Origin of the sequence: Alkalihalophilus lindianensis (assembly GCF_032843265.1) — a bacterium.
GTDB lineage: Bacteria > Bacillota > Bacilli > Bacillales > Bacillaceae_D > Alkalihalophilus > Alkalihalophilus lindianensis.
Map to the genome: position 1 here is coordinate 1 of NZ_JAWJBA010000012.1, position 16,642 is coordinate 16,642.

The 16,642-nt window shown below is 40.2% G+C and carries 25 protein-coding genes; 2 read left to right on the top strand and 23 right to left on the bottom strand.

The annotated features are described in order from the left end of the window. Positions 1 to 297: 297 nt before the first annotated feature. Entirely contained in the window at positions 298 to 525 is a 228-nt protein-coding gene (locus RYX56_RS20030; RefSeq protein WP_317123803.1) for a hypothetical protein, read from the bottom strand. Between the two features lie 172 nt (positions 526 to 697). Here RYX56_RS20030 and pdaB point away from each other — a divergent pair, with 172 nt between their 5' ends. Further along, on the top strand, positions 698 to 1,459 hold the full coding sequence (pdaB, locus tag RYX56_RS20035) for a polysaccharide deacetylase family sporulation protein PdaB (protein WP_317123804.1): 762 nt from the start codon (positions 698 to 700) through the stop codon (positions 1,457 to 1,459). 21 nt (positions 1,460 to 1,480) lie between these two features. Here the strand turns inward: pdaB and RYX56_RS20040 are convergent, their stop codons facing one another. Further along, positions 1,481 to 2,086: a KinB-signaling pathway activation protein gene (locus RYX56_RS20040; protein WP_317123805.1), complete on the bottom strand. Its 606-nt coding sequence runs from the start codon at positions 2,084 to 2,086 to the stop codon at positions 1,481 to 1,483. A gap of 145 nt (positions 2,087 to 2,231) precedes the next feature. Between RYX56_RS20040 and gerD the strand changes: the two genes are divergently transcribed. Beyond that, the gene (gene gerD, locus RYX56_RS20045; protein WP_317123806.1) at positions 2,232 to 2,891 is read left to right on the top strand and encodes a spore germination lipoprotein GerD; all 660 of its coding nucleotides are present in this window, start codon (positions 2,232 to 2,234) and stop codon (positions 2,889 to 2,891) included. 30 nt (positions 2,892 to 2,921) lie between these two features. Here the strand turns inward: gerD and salA are convergent, their stop codons facing one another. The 21 genes from salA to rplO all read right to left on the bottom strand — a co-directional run bounded on the left by salA (position 2,922) and on the right by rplO (position 16,638). Further along, positions 2,922 to 3,977, bottom strand: coding sequence for an iron-sulfur carrier protein/transcriptional regulator SalA (gene salA, locus RYX56_RS20050; protein WP_317123807.1), 1,056 nt, complete (start codon positions 3,975 to 3,977; stop codon positions 2,922 to 2,924). Between the two features lie 84 nt (positions 3,978 to 4,061). Then, positions 4,062 to 4,775: an N-acetylmuramoyl-L-alanine amidase CwlD gene (cwlD, locus tag RYX56_RS20055; RefSeq protein ID WP_317123846.1), complete on the bottom strand. Its 714-nt coding sequence runs from the start codon at positions 4,773 to 4,775 to the stop codon at positions 4,062 to 4,064. Between the two features lie 65 nt (positions 4,776 to 4,840). Then, entirely contained in the window at positions 4,841 to 5,278 is a 438-nt protein-coding gene (locus RYX56_RS20060) for a YbaK family protein (protein ID WP_317123808.1), read from the bottom strand. A gap of 193 nt (positions 5,279 to 5,471) precedes the next feature. Then, positions 5,472 to 5,657, bottom strand: a complete 186-nt coding sequence (locus RYX56_RS20065) for a hypothetical protein (protein ID WP_317123809.1) — start codon at positions 5,655 to 5,657, stop codon at positions 5,472 to 5,474. Between the two features lie 207 nt (positions 5,658 to 5,864). Then, positions 5,865 to 6,257, bottom strand: a complete 393-nt coding sequence (gene rpsI / locus RYX56_RS20070) for a 30S ribosomal protein S9 (protein ID WP_317123810.1) — start codon at positions 6,255 to 6,257, stop codon at positions 5,865 to 5,867. 20 nt (positions 6,258 to 6,277) lie between these two features. Then, on the bottom strand, positions 6,278 to 6,715 hold the full coding sequence (gene rplM / locus RYX56_RS20075) for a 50S ribosomal protein L13 (RefSeq protein ID WP_047972659.1): 438 nt from the start codon (positions 6,713 to 6,715) through the stop codon (positions 6,278 to 6,280). A 192-nt stretch (positions 6,716 to 6,907) separates the two neighbouring features. Continuing rightward, positions 6,908 to 7,654 (bottom strand): tRNA pseudouridine(38-40) synthase TruA, encoded by a 747-nt coding sequence (truA, locus tag RYX56_RS20080; RefSeq protein WP_317123811.1) that lies wholly within the window; start codon positions 7,652 to 7,654, stop codon positions 6,908 to 6,910. 9 nt (positions 7,655 to 7,663) lie between these two features. Continuing rightward, positions 7,664 to 8,464: an energy-coupling factor transporter transmembrane component T family protein gene (locus RYX56_RS20085; protein ID WP_317123812.1), complete on the bottom strand. Its 801-nt coding sequence runs from the start codon at positions 8,462 to 8,464 to the stop codon at positions 7,664 to 7,666. After that, positions 8,465 to 9,334 carry an energy-coupling factor ABC transporter ATP-binding protein gene (locus RYX56_RS20090; RefSeq protein WP_317123813.1) on the bottom strand — a complete coding sequence of 290 codons (870 nt, stop codon included), beginning with the start codon at positions 9,332 to 9,334 and terminating at the stop codon, positions 8,465 to 8,467. After that, entirely contained in the window at positions 9,310 to 10,146 is an 837-nt protein-coding gene (locus RYX56_RS20095; RefSeq protein ID WP_317123814.1) for an energy-coupling factor transporter ATPase, read from the bottom strand. Before RYX56_RS20095 ends, RYX56_RS20090 begins: the two co-directional genes overlap by 25 nt. 137 nt (positions 10,147 to 10,283) lie before the next feature. Beyond that, positions 10,284 to 10,646: a 50S ribosomal protein L17 gene (rplQ, locus tag RYX56_RS20100; RefSeq protein ID WP_047972654.1), complete on the bottom strand. Its 363-nt coding sequence runs from the start codon at positions 10,644 to 10,646 to the stop codon at positions 10,284 to 10,286. Between the two features lie 111 nt (positions 10,647 to 10,757). After that, positions 10,758 to 11,702: a DNA-directed RNA polymerase subunit alpha gene (locus RYX56_RS20105; RefSeq protein WP_317123815.1), complete on the bottom strand. Its 945-nt coding sequence runs from the start codon at positions 11,700 to 11,702 to the stop codon at positions 10,758 to 10,760. 167 nt (positions 11,703 to 11,869) lie between these two features. Further along, positions 11,870 to 12,262 (bottom strand): 30S ribosomal protein S11, encoded by a 393-nt coding sequence (rpsK, locus tag RYX56_RS20110; protein WP_047972652.1) that lies wholly within the window; start codon positions 12,260 to 12,262, stop codon positions 11,870 to 11,872. Positions 12,263 to 12,282: 20 nt separating this feature from the next. Then, on the bottom strand, positions 12,283 to 12,648 hold the full coding sequence (gene rpsM / locus RYX56_RS20115) for a 30S ribosomal protein S13 (RefSeq protein WP_047972651.1): 366 nt from the start codon (positions 12,646 to 12,648) through the stop codon (positions 12,283 to 12,285). A 22-nt stretch (positions 12,649 to 12,670) separates the two neighbouring features. Continuing rightward, entirely contained in the window at positions 12,671 to 12,784 is a 114-nt protein-coding gene (gene rpmJ, locus RYX56_RS20120; RefSeq protein ID WP_003322638.1) for a 50S ribosomal protein L36, read from the bottom strand. Between the two features lie 99 nt (positions 12,785 to 12,883). Beyond that, the gene (gene infA, locus RYX56_RS20125) at positions 12,884 to 13,102 is read right to left on the bottom strand and encodes a translation initiation factor IF-1 (RefSeq protein WP_010896341.1); all 219 of its coding nucleotides are present in this window, start codon (positions 13,100 to 13,102) and stop codon (positions 12,884 to 12,886) included. Positions 13,103 to 13,106: 4 nt separating this feature from the next. Continuing rightward, complete coding sequence (locus RYX56_RS20130; protein ID WP_317123847.1) at positions 13,107 to 13,415, bottom strand: KOW domain-containing RNA-binding protein; 309 nt, start codon at positions 13,413 to 13,415, stop codon at positions 13,107 to 13,109. Positions 13,416 to 13,433: 18 nt separating this feature from the next. Continuing rightward, a complete protein-coding gene (map, locus tag RYX56_RS20135; protein ID WP_317123816.1) occupies positions 13,434 to 14,180 on the bottom strand; it encodes a type I methionyl aminopeptidase in 747 nt (248 codons plus the stop codon). Beyond that, positions 14,177 to 14,830, bottom strand: coding sequence for an adenylate kinase (locus RYX56_RS20140; RefSeq protein ID WP_317123848.1), 654 nt, complete (start codon positions 14,828 to 14,830; stop codon positions 14,177 to 14,179). Before RYX56_RS20140 ends, map begins: the two co-directional genes overlap by 4 nt. A 75-nt stretch (positions 14,831 to 14,905) precedes the next feature. Then, entirely contained in the window at positions 14,906 to 16,198 is a 1,293-nt protein-coding gene (gene secY, locus RYX56_RS20145; protein WP_317123817.1) for a preprotein translocase subunit SecY, read from the bottom strand. Further along, entirely contained in the window at positions 16,198 to 16,638 is a 441-nt protein-coding gene (gene rplO, locus RYX56_RS20150) for a 50S ribosomal protein L15 (RefSeq protein WP_317123818.1), read from the bottom strand. Before rplO ends, secY begins: the two co-directional genes overlap by 1 nt. Positions 16,639 to 16,642 lie beyond the last annotated feature (4 nt).

The following is a 16,642-nucleotide window of genomic DNA, read 5'->3' on the forward strand; positions in this document are numbered from 1 at the left end:
CTTGTTTTAAAAATTGACGAGATATCATGTATCTCTATTTCGCTTGGCTTTTGTTCAGTTTTCAAAGAACTTGTTTGCCGCTCTTACAGCGACTTGATCATCTTACCGCACATCTAATGATGAAGTCAATACTTTTTTTAAAGTATTTTTTAAGGGAGTTTATTGCTCCCTTGCGGTATGTACTAATATAGCATGTCCATTTTTATAAGTCAATGATTATTTTATTTTATTCTATCTAGATTTCTTTTGTTTATTCGAATTTATAAATAAAAAGAAAAAGGCCTCTGCCCTTTTCTTCTATTGTGTATTCTTCTTATTTTTTTGGAGCATATATTTTACTCTTTCATTCGGGGGAACAAAACGCTTATAGATCCCATAAACGATTTGGTACTTCTCCTCCATTGCTCTTTTGACAACTTCATCAATCCGAGGATCAGATAAATCTAATAATAGTTCTTCCATTTCTCTCTTAAGCATATATTCAATTTCAATTACTTCTTTGCCATTTAACAAAAAACCTAACACAAGCAACACCTCAACCTTTAGAGACTCAACAGTATTATATACTCAACTTCCTAATATGGTTATATCTTACATGTGCATCTAACTAAATTGTTTTCTAAACGGAAGGTTTTTATTCATATGTTCTAATACTTTGCATAAATTTATCCTAAAAGGTGGACGAGGGGGATATTTAATGAAGTTCATTTGGGTTTTTCACGCTAAGCGTATCAAGCAATTATCTATTATTGTCATGATGGCACTTTTTGCTGCAGGGTTTCTTTATATCGAACGATCCCAACTACCTGTCTTTTCAACATCAGAAGGTCCACAGGCTTTCTACCGGGCAGAAACAGATGATAACCGAATAGCTTTAACGTTTAATCTTAGTTGGGGTGATAAACAAGTTGGCCCTATTTTAGAAGTACTCTCACAAAAGAAAGTCGATCAAGCTACCTTTTTTGTCTCTGCCTCTTGGGCCGAGCGTTATCCTGACTTAGTTAAACAAATAAAAGAAGCAGGACATTTGATTGGAAGTCATGGGTATCAGTATAAGAATTACACGAGTTGGGAAGATGAAAAGGTAAGAAAAGACTTGATCCGTAGTAAACAAGTACTTGCAGAATTAGCTGGTGAGAAGCCAACTTTATTAAGACCACCAAACGGAGCATTTGATAAACGTGTTTTAGCTTTGGCAGAAAAACAAGAATATAGCGTGGTTCATTGGAGCGTCGATTCTCTTGATTATCAAAATCCAGGGGTTGATGCAATTGTGGATAATGTAATGAGTAATACTTCATCAGGAGATGTATTACTGTTTCATGCCTCAGATTCTGTAAAACAAACAGATAAAGCTCTGCCAATTGTTATTGATCAATTAAAGGAAAAAGGATTTACCTTTATTTCAGTAGAAGAATTAATGGCTAGCACAGAAGCGAATAGTGAAGAAATCAAGTAAACAACACAAAAGCTCGAGCATCTATGCTCGAGCTTTTGTGTTAGGTTGATTCGTTAATCGATGTAAAATTAGCAGCTGCCATGTATTAGCTGCAATAAGTGGCGCAAAATACATCCACAACCATTTAGGGTCATTTACCGTTAAAGCAGGAACCCATTCGATTGTCGTTACGACAACAATAAAAAATAACGCCGGAATAAAAGCCCCTTGATTTGTCTCTTTAGCTTTAAGGTAGGCTATTACTAAACCGTAAGCTAATAATAGAATAGGCATGATCGCATAATGCAAGACATTTTCACCCTCTGTTGCAAAGGCAATGTACCTTAAATAAATAAGATCAAATACAACGAAAGCAATGACGACAACTTGTACCCGATTCCACAGCCTTGCAGATTTAAAAAGCCCGAGTCCAAATCGATGAAGGGTAAGATAAGCAAAAAAGCCCATTTGACTAATTAGACTGAAAGCAGCACTAATTCCAAGCAACCAGATGACCCCTACAAACATATTCATTAAGTCACCATTTGTATACACATCAAAATCAATAATAAATCCTACAATTCCACCACTTATACTACCCACTAACAACGTAGTGAAAAATAAATAAACCACTTTCCGACTATTCACTGGCATTTCCTCCAAGATCGTTAAACATACTCACATGATTGTATCAATCACGCTTCAAAAATGCCAGCTGTTCACGATTAGTCATGCATATTTTTTTATAAAATATCTCAAATTAATGACAAAGCGAAGGAAAGGAGCAGCTATCATGAAAAAACTTCTTCATGTATTGATTGTGTGCGTCACGGTACTCACACTTATCAGCTGCGCAACTGCTGAAGGTAGTGGTGGCAATAACACTGATTATGAAGGCACTAAAAAGATGATGGTGGATATGCTTAAAACAGATGAAGGTAAACAAGCCATCCAAGAAATTATGAATGAAGAAGAAATGCGCCATGAATTAGTCATGGATAATGCTTACGTTAAAGAAACGATTCAAGAAACATTGACGTCTGAACAAGGCAGAGCTTTTTGGCAAGAAGTGATGAAAGACCCTGAATTTGCGAAAACTTTTGCTGAGAGTATGCAAACAGAAAACGAAAAAATGTTAAAAGGACTTATGAAGGATCCCGAATATCAAGGCATGATGATCACAGTTTTACAAAATCCAGAAATGGAAGATACCGTTCTAGAAGTGATGAAATCAAAAGAATATAGACAACAAGTAATGACAATCATGTCCGAAGCATTTGAAAGCCCTTATTTCACTGCAAAAATCAGTGAAATCTTGTCAGGAGTAGCTGAAAAACAAATGAAAAAACAAGATCCAGCCGCAGCCGAAGAAGAACAAAAGAAACAAGAGGAAGATCAGCAACAAGAAGGTGGGAATAGCGGTGGTGGTGGCGGTCAACAATCTGGAGGATAAAAAAGAAGCCATTTCAGGCTTCTTTTTTTATTACTGTTCGATTTTTGAAATAATTCTCTCCGCAATTTCTTTATAAATACGACCATTCGGGTGATCTTCAGCATAAATAGAAGGGGCAAAATCATTTTCATCGATCTCAGGTTGGCCAAGTGGAATTTGTCCAAGGATTTCAGTTTTTAATTCTTCTGCAAGTCGTTCTCCCCCACCACGACCAAACACATATTCCTTCTCACCTGTTGTTTTACTTTCAAAATAAGCCATATTCTCTACAACACCTAAAATTTCATGATGGGTTTTAATAGCCATCGTTCCAGCACGTGCAGCGACAAACGCAGCAGTAGCATGTGGTGTTGTTACTAAAATCTCTTTGGAATGTGGCAGCATTGTATGTAAGTCAAGAGCAACATCTCCCGTACCCGGCGGTAAGTCAAGAATTAAGTAATCAAGCTCTCCCCACTCAATGTCGGAAAAGAATTGGTTTAACATTTTACCTAACATCGGACCGCGCCAAATAACTGGAGCGTTATCCTCAACGAAAAAGCCCATAGAAATCACTTTTACTCCAAAGCGTTCAACAGGATAAATGCGATCTGCAATCACTTTAGGACGTTCTTCAATACCCATCATATCTGGTACACTAAAGCCATAAATATCAGCATCAATAATCCCTACACGCTTACCAAGTCTAGCAAGGGTTGTTGCCACATTGACAGATACAGTAGATTTTCCTACCCCTCCTTTTCCACTGGTTACAGCAATGAAGGTGGTAGGACTATCTGATGCAAGTATGGAAGGTCCTTCAAAAGCAGCTTCCTTTAAACCACCTGCACTCTTCAACTCTTGTTCTGTAAGCTCCTCAAAACGAAGACCCACTGATTCAGCGCCTTCTCCTTTAAGAACATTTACCACCTCTTGTTGAACTTCCATCTGTTCAGCAGTGCCTGTTTTTGCAAGAGCGATTTTCACACTCACATTTCCACCTTTAACTTTTACTTCTCTAACACCGCCCGTTTCGACAATGCTTTTATTTAGATCGCGATCTTTGACTCGTTTTAAGGCTTCGACTATTGTAGCTTCCGTTACCAATATGAACACCATCCTTTAACCAGTTATATGCCTAGTATAGCATATTCTGTGAAAGGACCGTGAATCCGTTTGCATACTTCTACCTTAAGAGAGGGGTTCCGCTTCATTTGTGTAATACCTCATAATCCCTTGATAAATAGAAGCAGCTACTTTTTGTTGATACGCTTCAGTTTGAAGCATCTGTGCCTCTGTCGGGTGTGACAAAAATCCGGCTTCAACAAGTACTCCTGGGATTTCTGCTTTTTTAAGCAAGAATATATTATCAATTGGTTTTGCTAATCTCTCCGTGTTCTCTAAATTTATTCTAATTTCACTCTGAACAAACTTAGCTAGTGCTTCATTTTCAGGAATAGCACGGTGGTAGAACGTCTGTGCCCCACTCCATCTTGGTGATGGGATGGCATTAAGGTGAATGGTTACGAATAAGTCAGCATCGGACTCATTTACAATTTCAACCCGACGCTTTAAATCCTCAATTTTTCTTTGTCTTATTTTCTTTGTTCCCTCTGCCGCTAAATCACGGTCTTCTTCTCTCGTCATTAAAACCAATGCTCCAGCCTCCTGAAGGTAATCGCGCAAATGATCGCTTATCGCTAATGTTACTTCTTTCTCAAGAAGTCCAGCTTTAGAAACGGCTCCTCCGTCAATCCCTCCATGTCCAGGATCGACAATGATAATTTTACCTGATAGAGGTAAGTGCCAAGTTGCAGAGTCTTTACTTATAAATTGATATTGTATTAAAAAAAGTAAACTAACAACACTAAGAGCAAATACTACGCCCTTCATCCACTTTATCATCATATATCCCCCTTCACTTATCCCCTATATATATATTGGGACAAGGGAGAAATTATGAACACGTTTTAATGAAGGCGCAGGCGATGTCTTTTTTCTGCTTCACGGAAGCCTCTTTCCCACCAGCGATCGACGAACACATCTGCTGATATTTTGATCGATTCCAAAAGAAAGTCTGATTCACCTAACCACCCTTGGAGTAGATTAAATAAAGAAAAGGAAATATCGGTTAACTCCTCTTCACATCTTGCTTTAACCTCCGTTGATGACTCACCCAAATAACCAAAACGCCCGTATTCAGCTCCCACTAAAAAAGCATCAATTGCCATATCCATGCAAGGATCAAGTAAAAATGGATGGGACAAAAAATAAAACGGTACAACTGGTCGAAAATGTTCATGTACATCCTCTTTAAGCTGCTTTAACGATAATTGCCGTAACACCCCACGTTCAAATTTCCACTGTTTTTCACGTCGTTTTTCTGAAAATGTTGATACAACTGCCATTCTCCTCACTCCTATTTCTCATCTTGGAGTTAGTATGAGGCTTCAGATTATCGCTCATGCAGTGGAAATTTTGTCAGGAAATGAAGTTTTTTTATTAAACTCAGCAGAAGTGTAACAACAGTACTCACAAAAAAATCTCCGTGTAGAATGTTCTACAGCGGAGGTCTTTTGACACTTAAAGAAACTATTTAATTTAAGAACGCTGTATCTTCGAATTAGAATAGTTTTCAACCAGTTTTTTTAGATTTATATGCGATTCCCTTACTTTAATCGTTTCTTCAATAATTTCTCGAAAACCTTCCAATTCCTTATCAGAAGCATTTAATAAAGGCCTTGATACACTTTCGGCGATTTGTTGTAGGGTAAGGTCTCGGACCACGAACAACCACCACCTTTCCTTTTATTTGTTGGTCTTATTTTTCTTACTTATTAAATTCATTTCTTGATGAGGAAGTTATTTTCCTGCACACAGCTTAAAATAAATTTTCACTCGTTCTATAGCACCACCTTACTGCATAGTCTTTAAATGGTGTTCAAACACAAAAAAACTCCCAACCAAAATGGCTGAGAGCTTTTGAAAACGATATTAACGTTTTGAGAACTGAGGTGCACGACGAGCTGCTTTAAGACCGTATTTCTTACGCTCTTTCATACGAGCATCACGAGTCAAGAAGCCAGCACGCTTTAATGAAGTGCGGTTCTCAGGGTCTACTTTAAGAAGTGCACGTGCTACACCATGACGGATTGCACCTGCTTGTCCTGTGTACCCACCACCATCAACGTTAACGTGAACGTCATATTGACCTTCAACGCCAGTTTCTACTAGTGGTTGCTTAGCGATAAGCTTTAAAGTATCAAGACCAAAATATTCATCTAATTCACGACCGTTAATAACGATACGACCGTCACCTGGTACTAGGCGTACGCGAGCAACAGAGTGCTTACGGCGACCTGTACCGTAATATTGTACTTGTGCCAAGATAATAACCTCCCTATCGATTAACCGCGAAGTTCGTAAACTTCTGGTTTTTGAGCTTGTTGTTTGTGTTCGTTTCCAGCATAAACGTGTAGTTTCATACCTTGCTTACGTCCAAGCGTGTTCTTTGGAAGCATTCCTTTGATAGCAAGCTCAAGCATACGCTCAGGCTTGTTAGCACGCATATCAGCAGCTTTAGTCATTTTCAAACCACCTGGGTGATTTGTGTGACGGTAGTAAACCTTGTCGTTTAATTTGTTACCTGTTAGTTCGATTTTCTCTGCGTTGATGATGATCACGTGGTCACCAGTGTCAACGTGCGGAGTGTAAGTCGGCTTGTGCTTACCGCGAAGGATAGAAGCAACTTCAGAAGCAAGACGACCAAGAGTTTGGCCTTCAGCATCTACTACGAACCACTTACGCTCAACTTCGTTTGGCTTTGCCATATATGTTGTACGCATGAATTTCCCTCCTAAATACGTTCACTTTCAAATTTTAAATCATTTGTTAAATCAAAATTCTCTTGTAACATTCTACAACCCGGGGCTAGTGGGTTTTAGAATTACCATCTAACATCATATAATATCCAATACCCAATGTCAACAACTTGTTACACTAGGGTTCGTTGTTTTAGAAAAAATTTATAATACCTCTTACTGCTCATCATATTGCACAGCCCACAAATATAAGCCATGACCTGGGGCCGTTTTTCCTGCATACTCTCGCTCACACTTTTCTAAAGCCATACGAACACTATTAACGGATCTCTTTTTGTTCCCAACCTCAAGTAATGTTCCAACTATAATCCGTACCATATTATAGAGAAATCCATTTCCACGAAGAATAAAATGAAGTTCATCGCCATACTCTTCAATCTCTATCGCATAGAGCGTTCGAACTTTATCCACTACATTCGTATTAGCTGCACAAAAAGCACTAAAATCATGAGTGCCTACTATAAGCTGTGCCGCCACCCTCATCTCCTCGACATCAAGAGAATAAGGGATATGGGTTACTAAGTTCCGTCTAAAAACATCCACCTGTTCACTCTTTAGGACACGGTAACGATATTCTTTACCTGAAGTATGATACCTTGCATGAAAATCTGTAGAAACATACTTTGCACGAGTAATTCGAATATCGTCAGGTAAGCAAGCATTTAAAGCTTTAGGCCATTGTGCTTCAGGTATGTGATAAGGGCTATCAAAATGGATGACTTGACCTCTGGCATGGACACCAGCGTCTGTACGACCAGAAGCCACTACATGCGTCTTCTGACCTTTGTGAACTTTTTTTAATGCCTTCTCAAGCTCAAGTTGAACTGTCCGTTTATTAGGTTGGACTTGATAGCCAGAAAAATTGGTTCCATCATAAGAGACCACACATGCTAATCGCTTCATATTACTCACCTAACCATTTCTTAACCATATAATACCTACACCAATTAATAAGGCAATGATGACTACACTTGTATCTCGAGTCCCCCATGTTAATATCCTCAACTTTGTCCTGCCTTCACCACCACGGTAGCCACGAGCTTCCATAGCTAAAGCTAAATCTTCTGCTCGTTTGAAAGCACTGATAAACAAAGGCACTAATAGTGGAAGTAGCGCTTTTATTCTTTTTGAGATAGGGCCTGAGCTAAAATCGACTCCCCTAGCCATTTGTGCTTTTAAGATCTTCTCAGTCTCTTGCATAAATGTAGGAATAAAGCGCAAGGCGATCGACATCATTAATGCTAGCTCATGCGCTGGTAGCCCCACCTTCTTTAGAGGAGTGAACAGTGATTCCAATCCATCTGTTAGGTCGATCGGGCTTGTTGTCAGCGTAATTAGCGACGTCAGCATGACTAAGGTTAAAAGCCTAGTTGCAATAAATAAACCATTCATCACTCCACCTTCATGAATAGCAAGTGGACCAAGTGTCAGTAAAACGGGACCTTCTTTTGTCAAAAAAATATGGAGGATGAGAGTAAAGAATACAAGCCATAGTATCGGCCTCAGACCGCGATACAAGAACAATATTGGAACCTTAGAAATAACCATAAGCATAACAGTCATCCCTACTAACAATAAGCTAGAAAGCCAGTTATCAGCAAAAAAAATAATAATTAACAATATAAAGACACTAGCAAGCTTCGATCTTGGGTCTAGCTTGTGCAAAAAGGAGTCTGCTTGAACGTATTGTCCTATAATGACGTTTTGAAACATCTAGCGAGCCTCCTTCTTACGTAGAAGGTTCGACACATAGTCAATGACCTCATCCGTTTCAAACAGGAGAGGAACCTCTTTTAAGTGAAATTGATCTTTAATTTGCTGTAGGAAGCGAACTGTCTCAGGTAAATCTAATCCAATCTCCAATAAACGCTCTGTTTGCTTGAAGATGTCTTCCCTACTTCCAGACATCTCGACCCCACCATCATTCATCACCACTAATTGATCTGCATATTTTGCTGCATCTTCCATATGATGTGTGACAAGAATAGTGGTCATACCAAACTGCTTATGATAATTAGCAAATAGCTCAAGCATTTGTTTTCTTCCCTCAGGGTCAAGCCCTGCTGTAGGTTCATCTAGTACAAGAACAGAAGGTCTTATTGCCAGTACCCCTGCTATGGCTACGCGTCGCATTTGACCACCACTTAGTTGAAAAGGCGAGGATTCAAGCAAGTCTCCCCCTAAACCCACTAATGGTAACAGTTCCCTCACTCGCTTCAGAGCTTCTTCTTCAGATAATCCATAATTCATCGGGCCAAAACAAATATCCTTTGCAACCGTTTCTTCAAACAATTGATGTTCAGGATACTGAAACACTAATCCAACCTTTTGTCTTAACTCCCTTAAAGATTGCTTTTTTTGATTTGCACGAATTGTATAGGGACCAACTTTTATTTCACCAGCACTCGGTTTTAAAAGCCCATTGATATGTTGGATCAAAGTTGACTTCCCTGAACCAGTGTGCCCAATAATCGCAGTAAATGAACCAGAAGGAATAGAGAGGTCAACTGGGTGTAGGGCTGCTTTTTCAAATGGAGTACCGATCATATAACGATGTTCTACACCTTTGAATGTAATGTCCATAACGCGTCAACCAACTCTCCTTTTGTTAAGGCTAACTTATTAAAGCGAAACCCTTCTCTTTCAAGCTCTTTTTGCACATGAACAGAGAATGGAACATTAAGACCTGTTTTCTCTAGCTGCTCTTTCGATTGGAAAACCTCTTTTGGAGTACCATCTGCTTTTATTTGACCATTTTCAAAGATAAGCACACGTTCGGCCATGACTGCTTCTTCCATATCATGCGTAATAGTCATAATAGCAACACCACGGTCATGAAGCATCTTCATTGTACGCATCACATCTTTTCTTCCTGATGGATCAAGCATTGATGTAGCTTCATCAAAGATAATCATGTCTGGCTCTAGTGCAATAATACCAGCAATCGCTACTCGTTGCTTTTGCCCACCAGATAAACGATGTGGCTCGGAGTCAAGAAGATGATCGACTCCAACTAACTTGGAATATCTCTCGATACGTTGAAGCATGTCATCTCGAGGTATTCCCTGATTTTCTAACCCAAATGCGATATCATCACGAACAGTTGTCGCGACAAATTGATGATCTGGATTTTGAAAAATCATTCCGACACGCTTTCTTATGCTCCATAAATCATCTTCATTAACCGTTTGATAGCCGTCAACTTCAACTGTTCCATGTTGCGGTATTAATAATCCATTCATTAAACGACCAAACGTCGACTTACCTGATCCGTTGCGACCAAGCACAGACACCCACTCTTTACGATTAAAGGAGATTGTTATATGTTTTAAAGCCAGATCATTCGCTTCCTCATACTGAAACGAGACCTCTTTTAGATCAATAAAAACAGACAATTGAAACCCTCCCCAAAAAGGTCGACCATACACCTAAATTAAGGCAACAAAAAAGGGCCCCAGAGTCAGAGCGTAACGTGCTCAGATCCTGTACAGCCCTTTTGTCGCCTCATATAATGAATCTCTAAAGACTCTAATTACACAAGCTCAATAATTGCCATTGGTGCACCGTCGCCACGACGAGGACCAACTTTAAGAATACGAGTGTAACCGCCTTGACGATCCTCGTAACGTGTTGCAATATCAGAGAATAGCTTTTGGATTGCATCTTCGTTTGTCTCTTCGTTAGCTACTTCACGACGGATGAAAGCTGCAGCTTGACGACGAGCATGAAGATCTCCACGCTTCCCTAATGTAATCATTTTCTCAACGATTGAACGTAGCTCTTTTGCTTTCGCTTCAGTCGTTTCGATGCGCTCATTGATGATAAGGTCAGTTGCTAAGTCACGGAAAAGAGCCTTACGACCAGCACTATCACGACCTAATTTTGCGTATGCCATGTTCGTTTCCCTCCTTTGTTACCTTCTCTCGACCTAAGAGTCAGAGATTTTCAAGAAAAATTCAAACCAATTACAAACCTATTTAGAATCTGTTAAAAATACTAGTGATGATCAGTCTTCTTTACGAAGTCCTAATCCAAGCTCACCAAGTTTTTCTTGAACTTCTTCTAATGACTTACGTCCAAGGTTACGTACTTTCATCATGTCTTCTTCTGACTTCTGCGTTAACTCTTGTACCGTATTGATACCAGCACGCTTTAGGCAGTTGTAAGAACGAACAGAAAGGTCTAGCTCTTCAATCGTCATTTCAAGAACTTTCTCTTTTTGATCTTCTTCTTTTTCGACCATGATTTCAGCATTTTGTGCTTGATCTGTTAAGCCTACAAAAATGTTTAAATGCTCAGTTAAGATTTTTGCGCCTAAAGACACAGCCTCTTCTGGGCGAATGCTTCCGTCAGTCCACACATCAAGGGTTAGTTTGTCATAGTTGGTGACTTGACCGACACGTGTGTTTTCAACTTGATAGTTGACACGAGATACCGGTGTGTAAATAGAGTCAATAGGAAGAACACCAATCGGTTGATCGTCATTCTTATTCCCTACAGCAAGTGCGTAACCACGGCCACGCTTTGCTGTAAGGCGCATATGGAAGTGTGCTCCTTTAGCTAAAGTTGCAATATGCAAATCTGGATTTAATACTTCGATATCACTATCGTGTGTTAAATCGCCTGCAGTTATCACGCCTTCACCTTGAACATCTACCTCTAGCGTCTTCTCTTCATCAGAATAAATCTTAAGGGCAAGCTGCTTTAAGTTCAAGATAATAGTCGTTACGTCTTCTACAACACCTTCAATTGTTGAGAATTCATGCAGAACGCTATCAATTTGAACTGAAGTTACAGCTGCACCAGGAAGAGAAGATAAAAGAATACGACGTAAGGAGTTACCAAGAGTAGTTCCATACCCACGCTCTAGTGGCTCAACGACAAATTTACCGTACTTTGCGTCTTCACTAACTTCAACCGTTTCAATATTTGGCTTTTCGATTTCAATCATTAAAACAAACCCTCCTTCAAAACGTCGAACTCCGGTAGACTGCCAGGAAAGCCTAACCGGAAATCCCCATTAGGCAGTTCCCAACCGTTTCACCTTTTTTTGTCAATAACGCATTCGTCTCATCCATTATTGACACTTTCAGGAAATCTATACAATGATTGATTTCGTTACACTCTACGACGTTTTGGCGGGCGGCAACCGTTATGAGGAACTGGAGTAACATCTTTAATCATGTTAACTTCAAGTCCAACAGCTTGTAATGAACGAATCGCAGCTTCACGACCAGCACCAGGGCCTTTTACAGAAACTTCGATTACTTTCATGCCATGCTCCATAGCAGTTTTAGCTGCAGATTCAGCAGCCATTTGTGCTGCGAATGGAGTAGACTTACGAGAACCTTTAAATCCTAATGCACCTGCACTTGCCCAAGAAATAGCATTGCCGTGCGTGTCAGTGATCGTCACAATAGTGTTGTTGAATGTTGAACGGATGTGTGCTACACCAGTCTCAATATTCTTACGTTGACGACGCTTTGGACGAGTATTCGTTTTCTTAGCCATTTTTTATGCGACCTCCTTTACTATTTCTTCTTGTTTGCTACTGTACGACGAGGACCTTTACGCGTACGAGCATTGTTTTTAGAATTTTGTCCACGAACTGGTAATCCACGACGGTGGCGAATACCACGGTATGAACCAATTTCGATTAGACGCTTGATGTTAAGTGATACTTCACGACGAAGGTCACCTTCTACTGTGTGAACTTCAACTGCTTCACGAATACGACCTAATTCTTCTTCTGTTAAATCACGAACGCGAGTATCCTCAGATACTCCAGCTTCCGCTAAAATTTCAGATGACTTTGTTTTTCCAACTCCAAAGATATAAGTGAGTGAAATAACTACTCGCTTATCACGAGGAATATCTACACCTGCGACACGTGCCATGTGCTGTGCACCTCCTTAAATATTAACCTTGTTTTTGTTTGTGTTTAGGGTTTTCACAAATAACCATAACCGTCCCTTTACGACGGATAACTTTACACTTTTCACAAATTGGCTTGACTGATGGTCTTACCTTCATTATCGTTTACCTCCTTATGGTACGGAGTGCATTTAATTGTAATCGTTCAATTCACATCTAGCAAGTCTAATTATAGATCCCACTAGCAAATCGCAACGTTTATTTGTATCGATATGTGATTCGTCCACGAGTCAAGTCATACGGTGATAGTTCAACCGTTACTTTATCTCCAGGAAGGATTCGGATAAAGTGCATACGAATCTTACCAGAAACATGAGCAAGGATCTTGTGACCATTCTCTAACTCTACACGAAACATTGCGTTTGGTAACGGCTCAATAACCGTACCTTCCACTTCAATTACATCCTCTTTAGCCATGAATTTACTCTCCTTCCTTCAGCAAATCAAGTTGTTGTTCTAGAAACCCGCTAAGTGCATAGCGAAGTTTCCCATTCGTAACACGTCCCGTTTCTTCAAAACTAATGCGTATTTCAGGAGCCATGTAGTTCAACAATTCTAGATGGTTGATGTTTTTTTTCTTAGCTCGATCAATTTTACGCTTATCTCCATCAGCAATCAAGACATAACGATCATTTATGACCTCAATGATCAAAGCATACATGCCAGCGTCTCTACCTTTTTTGATTTGCACAATTTGACCGATACCGGGACTCGGACCAGAGTCGTTCATTTCACCCATCACCTACACCTAAAGTTTTGTTAAAATTTCATACCCTGTTTCTGTAATCGCAATTGTATGCTCAAAGTGTGCACAATTTTTACCGTCTACTGTAACCACAGTCCAGTTATCAGCTAACGTGCGCACATAACGAGAACCTGCATTAATCATCGGTTCAATCGCTAGAACCATTCCCGGCTTTAGACGAGGTCCTTTACCTGGAGGTCCGTAGTGAGGAATTTGTGGGTCTTCATGTAAGTCTTGCCCTACTCCATGGCCAACATACTCACGTACAATTGAATAACCAAGTGGTTCTGCATATGATTGGATCGCATGAGAAATATTTGATAATCTCTCACCAGGCTTAGCCTCTTCCAATCCTTTATATAAAGAAGCCTCTGTGACGTCCAACAATTGTTGGTCTTCATCAGAAATTGTACCTACAGCATACGTCCAAGCGGAGTCACCGTGGTACCCATTTAACTTAGCACCGATGTCAACACTGATTACATCGCCATCCTTAAGCACTCGAGATCCGGGGATACCGTGTACCAATTCCTCGTTTACTGAAGCACAGATACTACCTGTAAATCCATTGTAGCCTTTGAATGAGGGTGTTGCACCGTGTGAACGAATCAACTTTTCTGCAATCTCATCCAATTGTTTTGTCGTAATACCAGGCTTGATATGCTGCTTCAACTCTTGGTGAGTAAGAGCAACAATCCTCCCAGCTTCACGCATGATTTCTAATTCACGTTCAGTCTTACAGATAATCATGCATTGAGTCCTTTCAGAAGTTCATCTAGATCTTCGAAGACCTTAGTGATATCTTGATCACCATTGACCGTACGAAGGTAGCCTTTTTCTGTATAGAAATCAATAAGTGGCTGTGCTTGCTGTTGATTTACTTCAAGACGTTTTTTAACTGTTTCAGGTTTGTCGTCATCACGTTGGATTAACTCCTTACCATCAACATCACATACATCTTCAACCTTTGGCGGGTTGTAGATCATGTGGTATGTCTTACCTGATGTAGGTGAGACACGTCTACCAGTTAAACGATCCATTAAAAGTTGCTCCGGAACTTCAATGTTAAGAACATAATCTAAACTACGCTCCATAGAAGAGAGCATAGCTTCTAACGCTTCTGCTTGTGCAACTGTACGAGGGAAGCCATCTAATAAGAAGCCTTTCTCGCAGTCTCCTTGTGAAAGACGTTCTCTCACAATGCCAATTGTCACTTCATCCGGTACTAATTCACCAGCGTCCATAAACGATTTAGCTTTTAAACCTAGGTCTGTTTCGCCTTTAATGGCAGCACGAAACATATCACCTGTAGAAATATGAGGAATGTCATACTTCTCAACAATGCGCTCTGCTTGTGTACCTTTACCGGCTCCTGGTAAACCCATTAATATTAGATTCAACACTAATCCCCTCCATCGCTCCGATTTAACAACAGAAGGCGAACGGGAAGAATGCTTCCTCCCCTGCTCCCCTTGTTACTTAATAAAGCCTTTATAAGAACGTTTAATAAGCTGTCCTTCGATCTGTTTCATCGTGTCTAATGCTACACCAACTACGATTAATAATCCAGTACCACCGATCTGAATCGCCGCTGGCAAACCCATTAATCGTGTGAAGAAAACCGGGATAATTGCTACAGTTGCTAGGAACAATGCTCCAACAAACGTTAAACGGTATAAAATGCGTGTTAAGTACACTTGTGTTGTTTTACCGGGACGAATTCCTGGAATATAGCCACCTTGTTTTTTAAGGTTTTCGGCCATTTTTTCAGGATTGACCTGGATAAATGTATAGAAGTACGTAAACCCGATAATTAGTAATGCATATACAACCATACCAATTGGCTGAGTATAATCAAATACTTGAACCACCCATGCCGCAATTGCATTATCAGTTCCGAAGAACCCAGCAACCGTTGGCGGGAAGATGAATAGTGATAGTGCGAAGATAACCGGAATTACCCCAGCGCCGTTCACTTTCAATGGTAGATGTGTAGATTGACCACCTACAGGATTACGACCTACTAAGCGTTTTGCGTATTGAACAGGAATCTTGCGTAATGCTTGTTGAACAAAAATGACACCAACAATAATAGCTAGTACAGCTAAAGCTAATAGTAATAATGATACGATGCTCAAGAATAACTGATCACCAGCATCTTGAATTTGCGTTGCATACAGTTGGTTAAGTCCATTTGGAATACCAGCTGCGATACCTGCAAAGATAATGATTGAAATACCATTACCAACACCTTTAGCAGTAATCTGTTCACCAAGCCACATAAGAAATGCTGTTCCCGCTGTAAGAACAAGTGCAATAAACAAATAAGTAGGAATGCTTGGGTTAGGAATTAACCCTGGAAAGAAGGAATTAAATCCAACAGACATCCCAATAGCTTGTATAAAACCTAAAACGATCGTTCCATATCGGGTGAACTGAGCCAACTTGCGTCGTCCAGCTTCTCCCTCTTTGGCCCACTCAGCAAACTTAGGTACAACGTCCATTTGCAACAATTGAACAACAATCGATGCAGTAATGTACGGCATAATACCCATCGCGAAGATAGAAAAGTTACCAAGTGCTCCACCACCAAATGTGTTTAAAAACCCAAAGGCATTTAATTGGTCGTGGAAGTTCAGAACATCACTGTTTGCCCCTGGTACAGGGATAAAGCTACCGATCCGAAAGACAACGAGCATGAGAAGGGTGAAAACAACCTTACGTCGTATGTCACCCACTCGAATAATGTTGGAGATCGTCCCGAACATTAAATCACCTCAGTTTTTCCGCCAGCAGCTTCGATTGCTTCCACTGCAGATGCAGAAAACTTATGTGCTTTTACTGTTAAGTTCTTTTCAAGCTTTCCGTTTCCAAGGATCTTAATTCCGATCTTAACGTTCTTTACTGTACCTGATTCGATAAGTAGTTCTGGTGTAACCTCAGTACCTGCATCAAAACGGTTGAGCGTCTCAAGGTTAATCACTGTAAACTCCTTACGAGTCGGGTTAGTAAAGCCGCGTTTTGGTAAACGACGATATAATGGGTTTTGACCACCCTCGAAACCAGGACGAACACCACCGCCAGAACGTGCGTTTTGACCTTTGTGCCCTCTACCTGATGTCTTACCGTTACCAGAACCGATACCACGACCTACGCGGTTACGTACTTTACGTGATCCTTCTGCGGGCTTCAACTCATGAAGTTTCATGTCG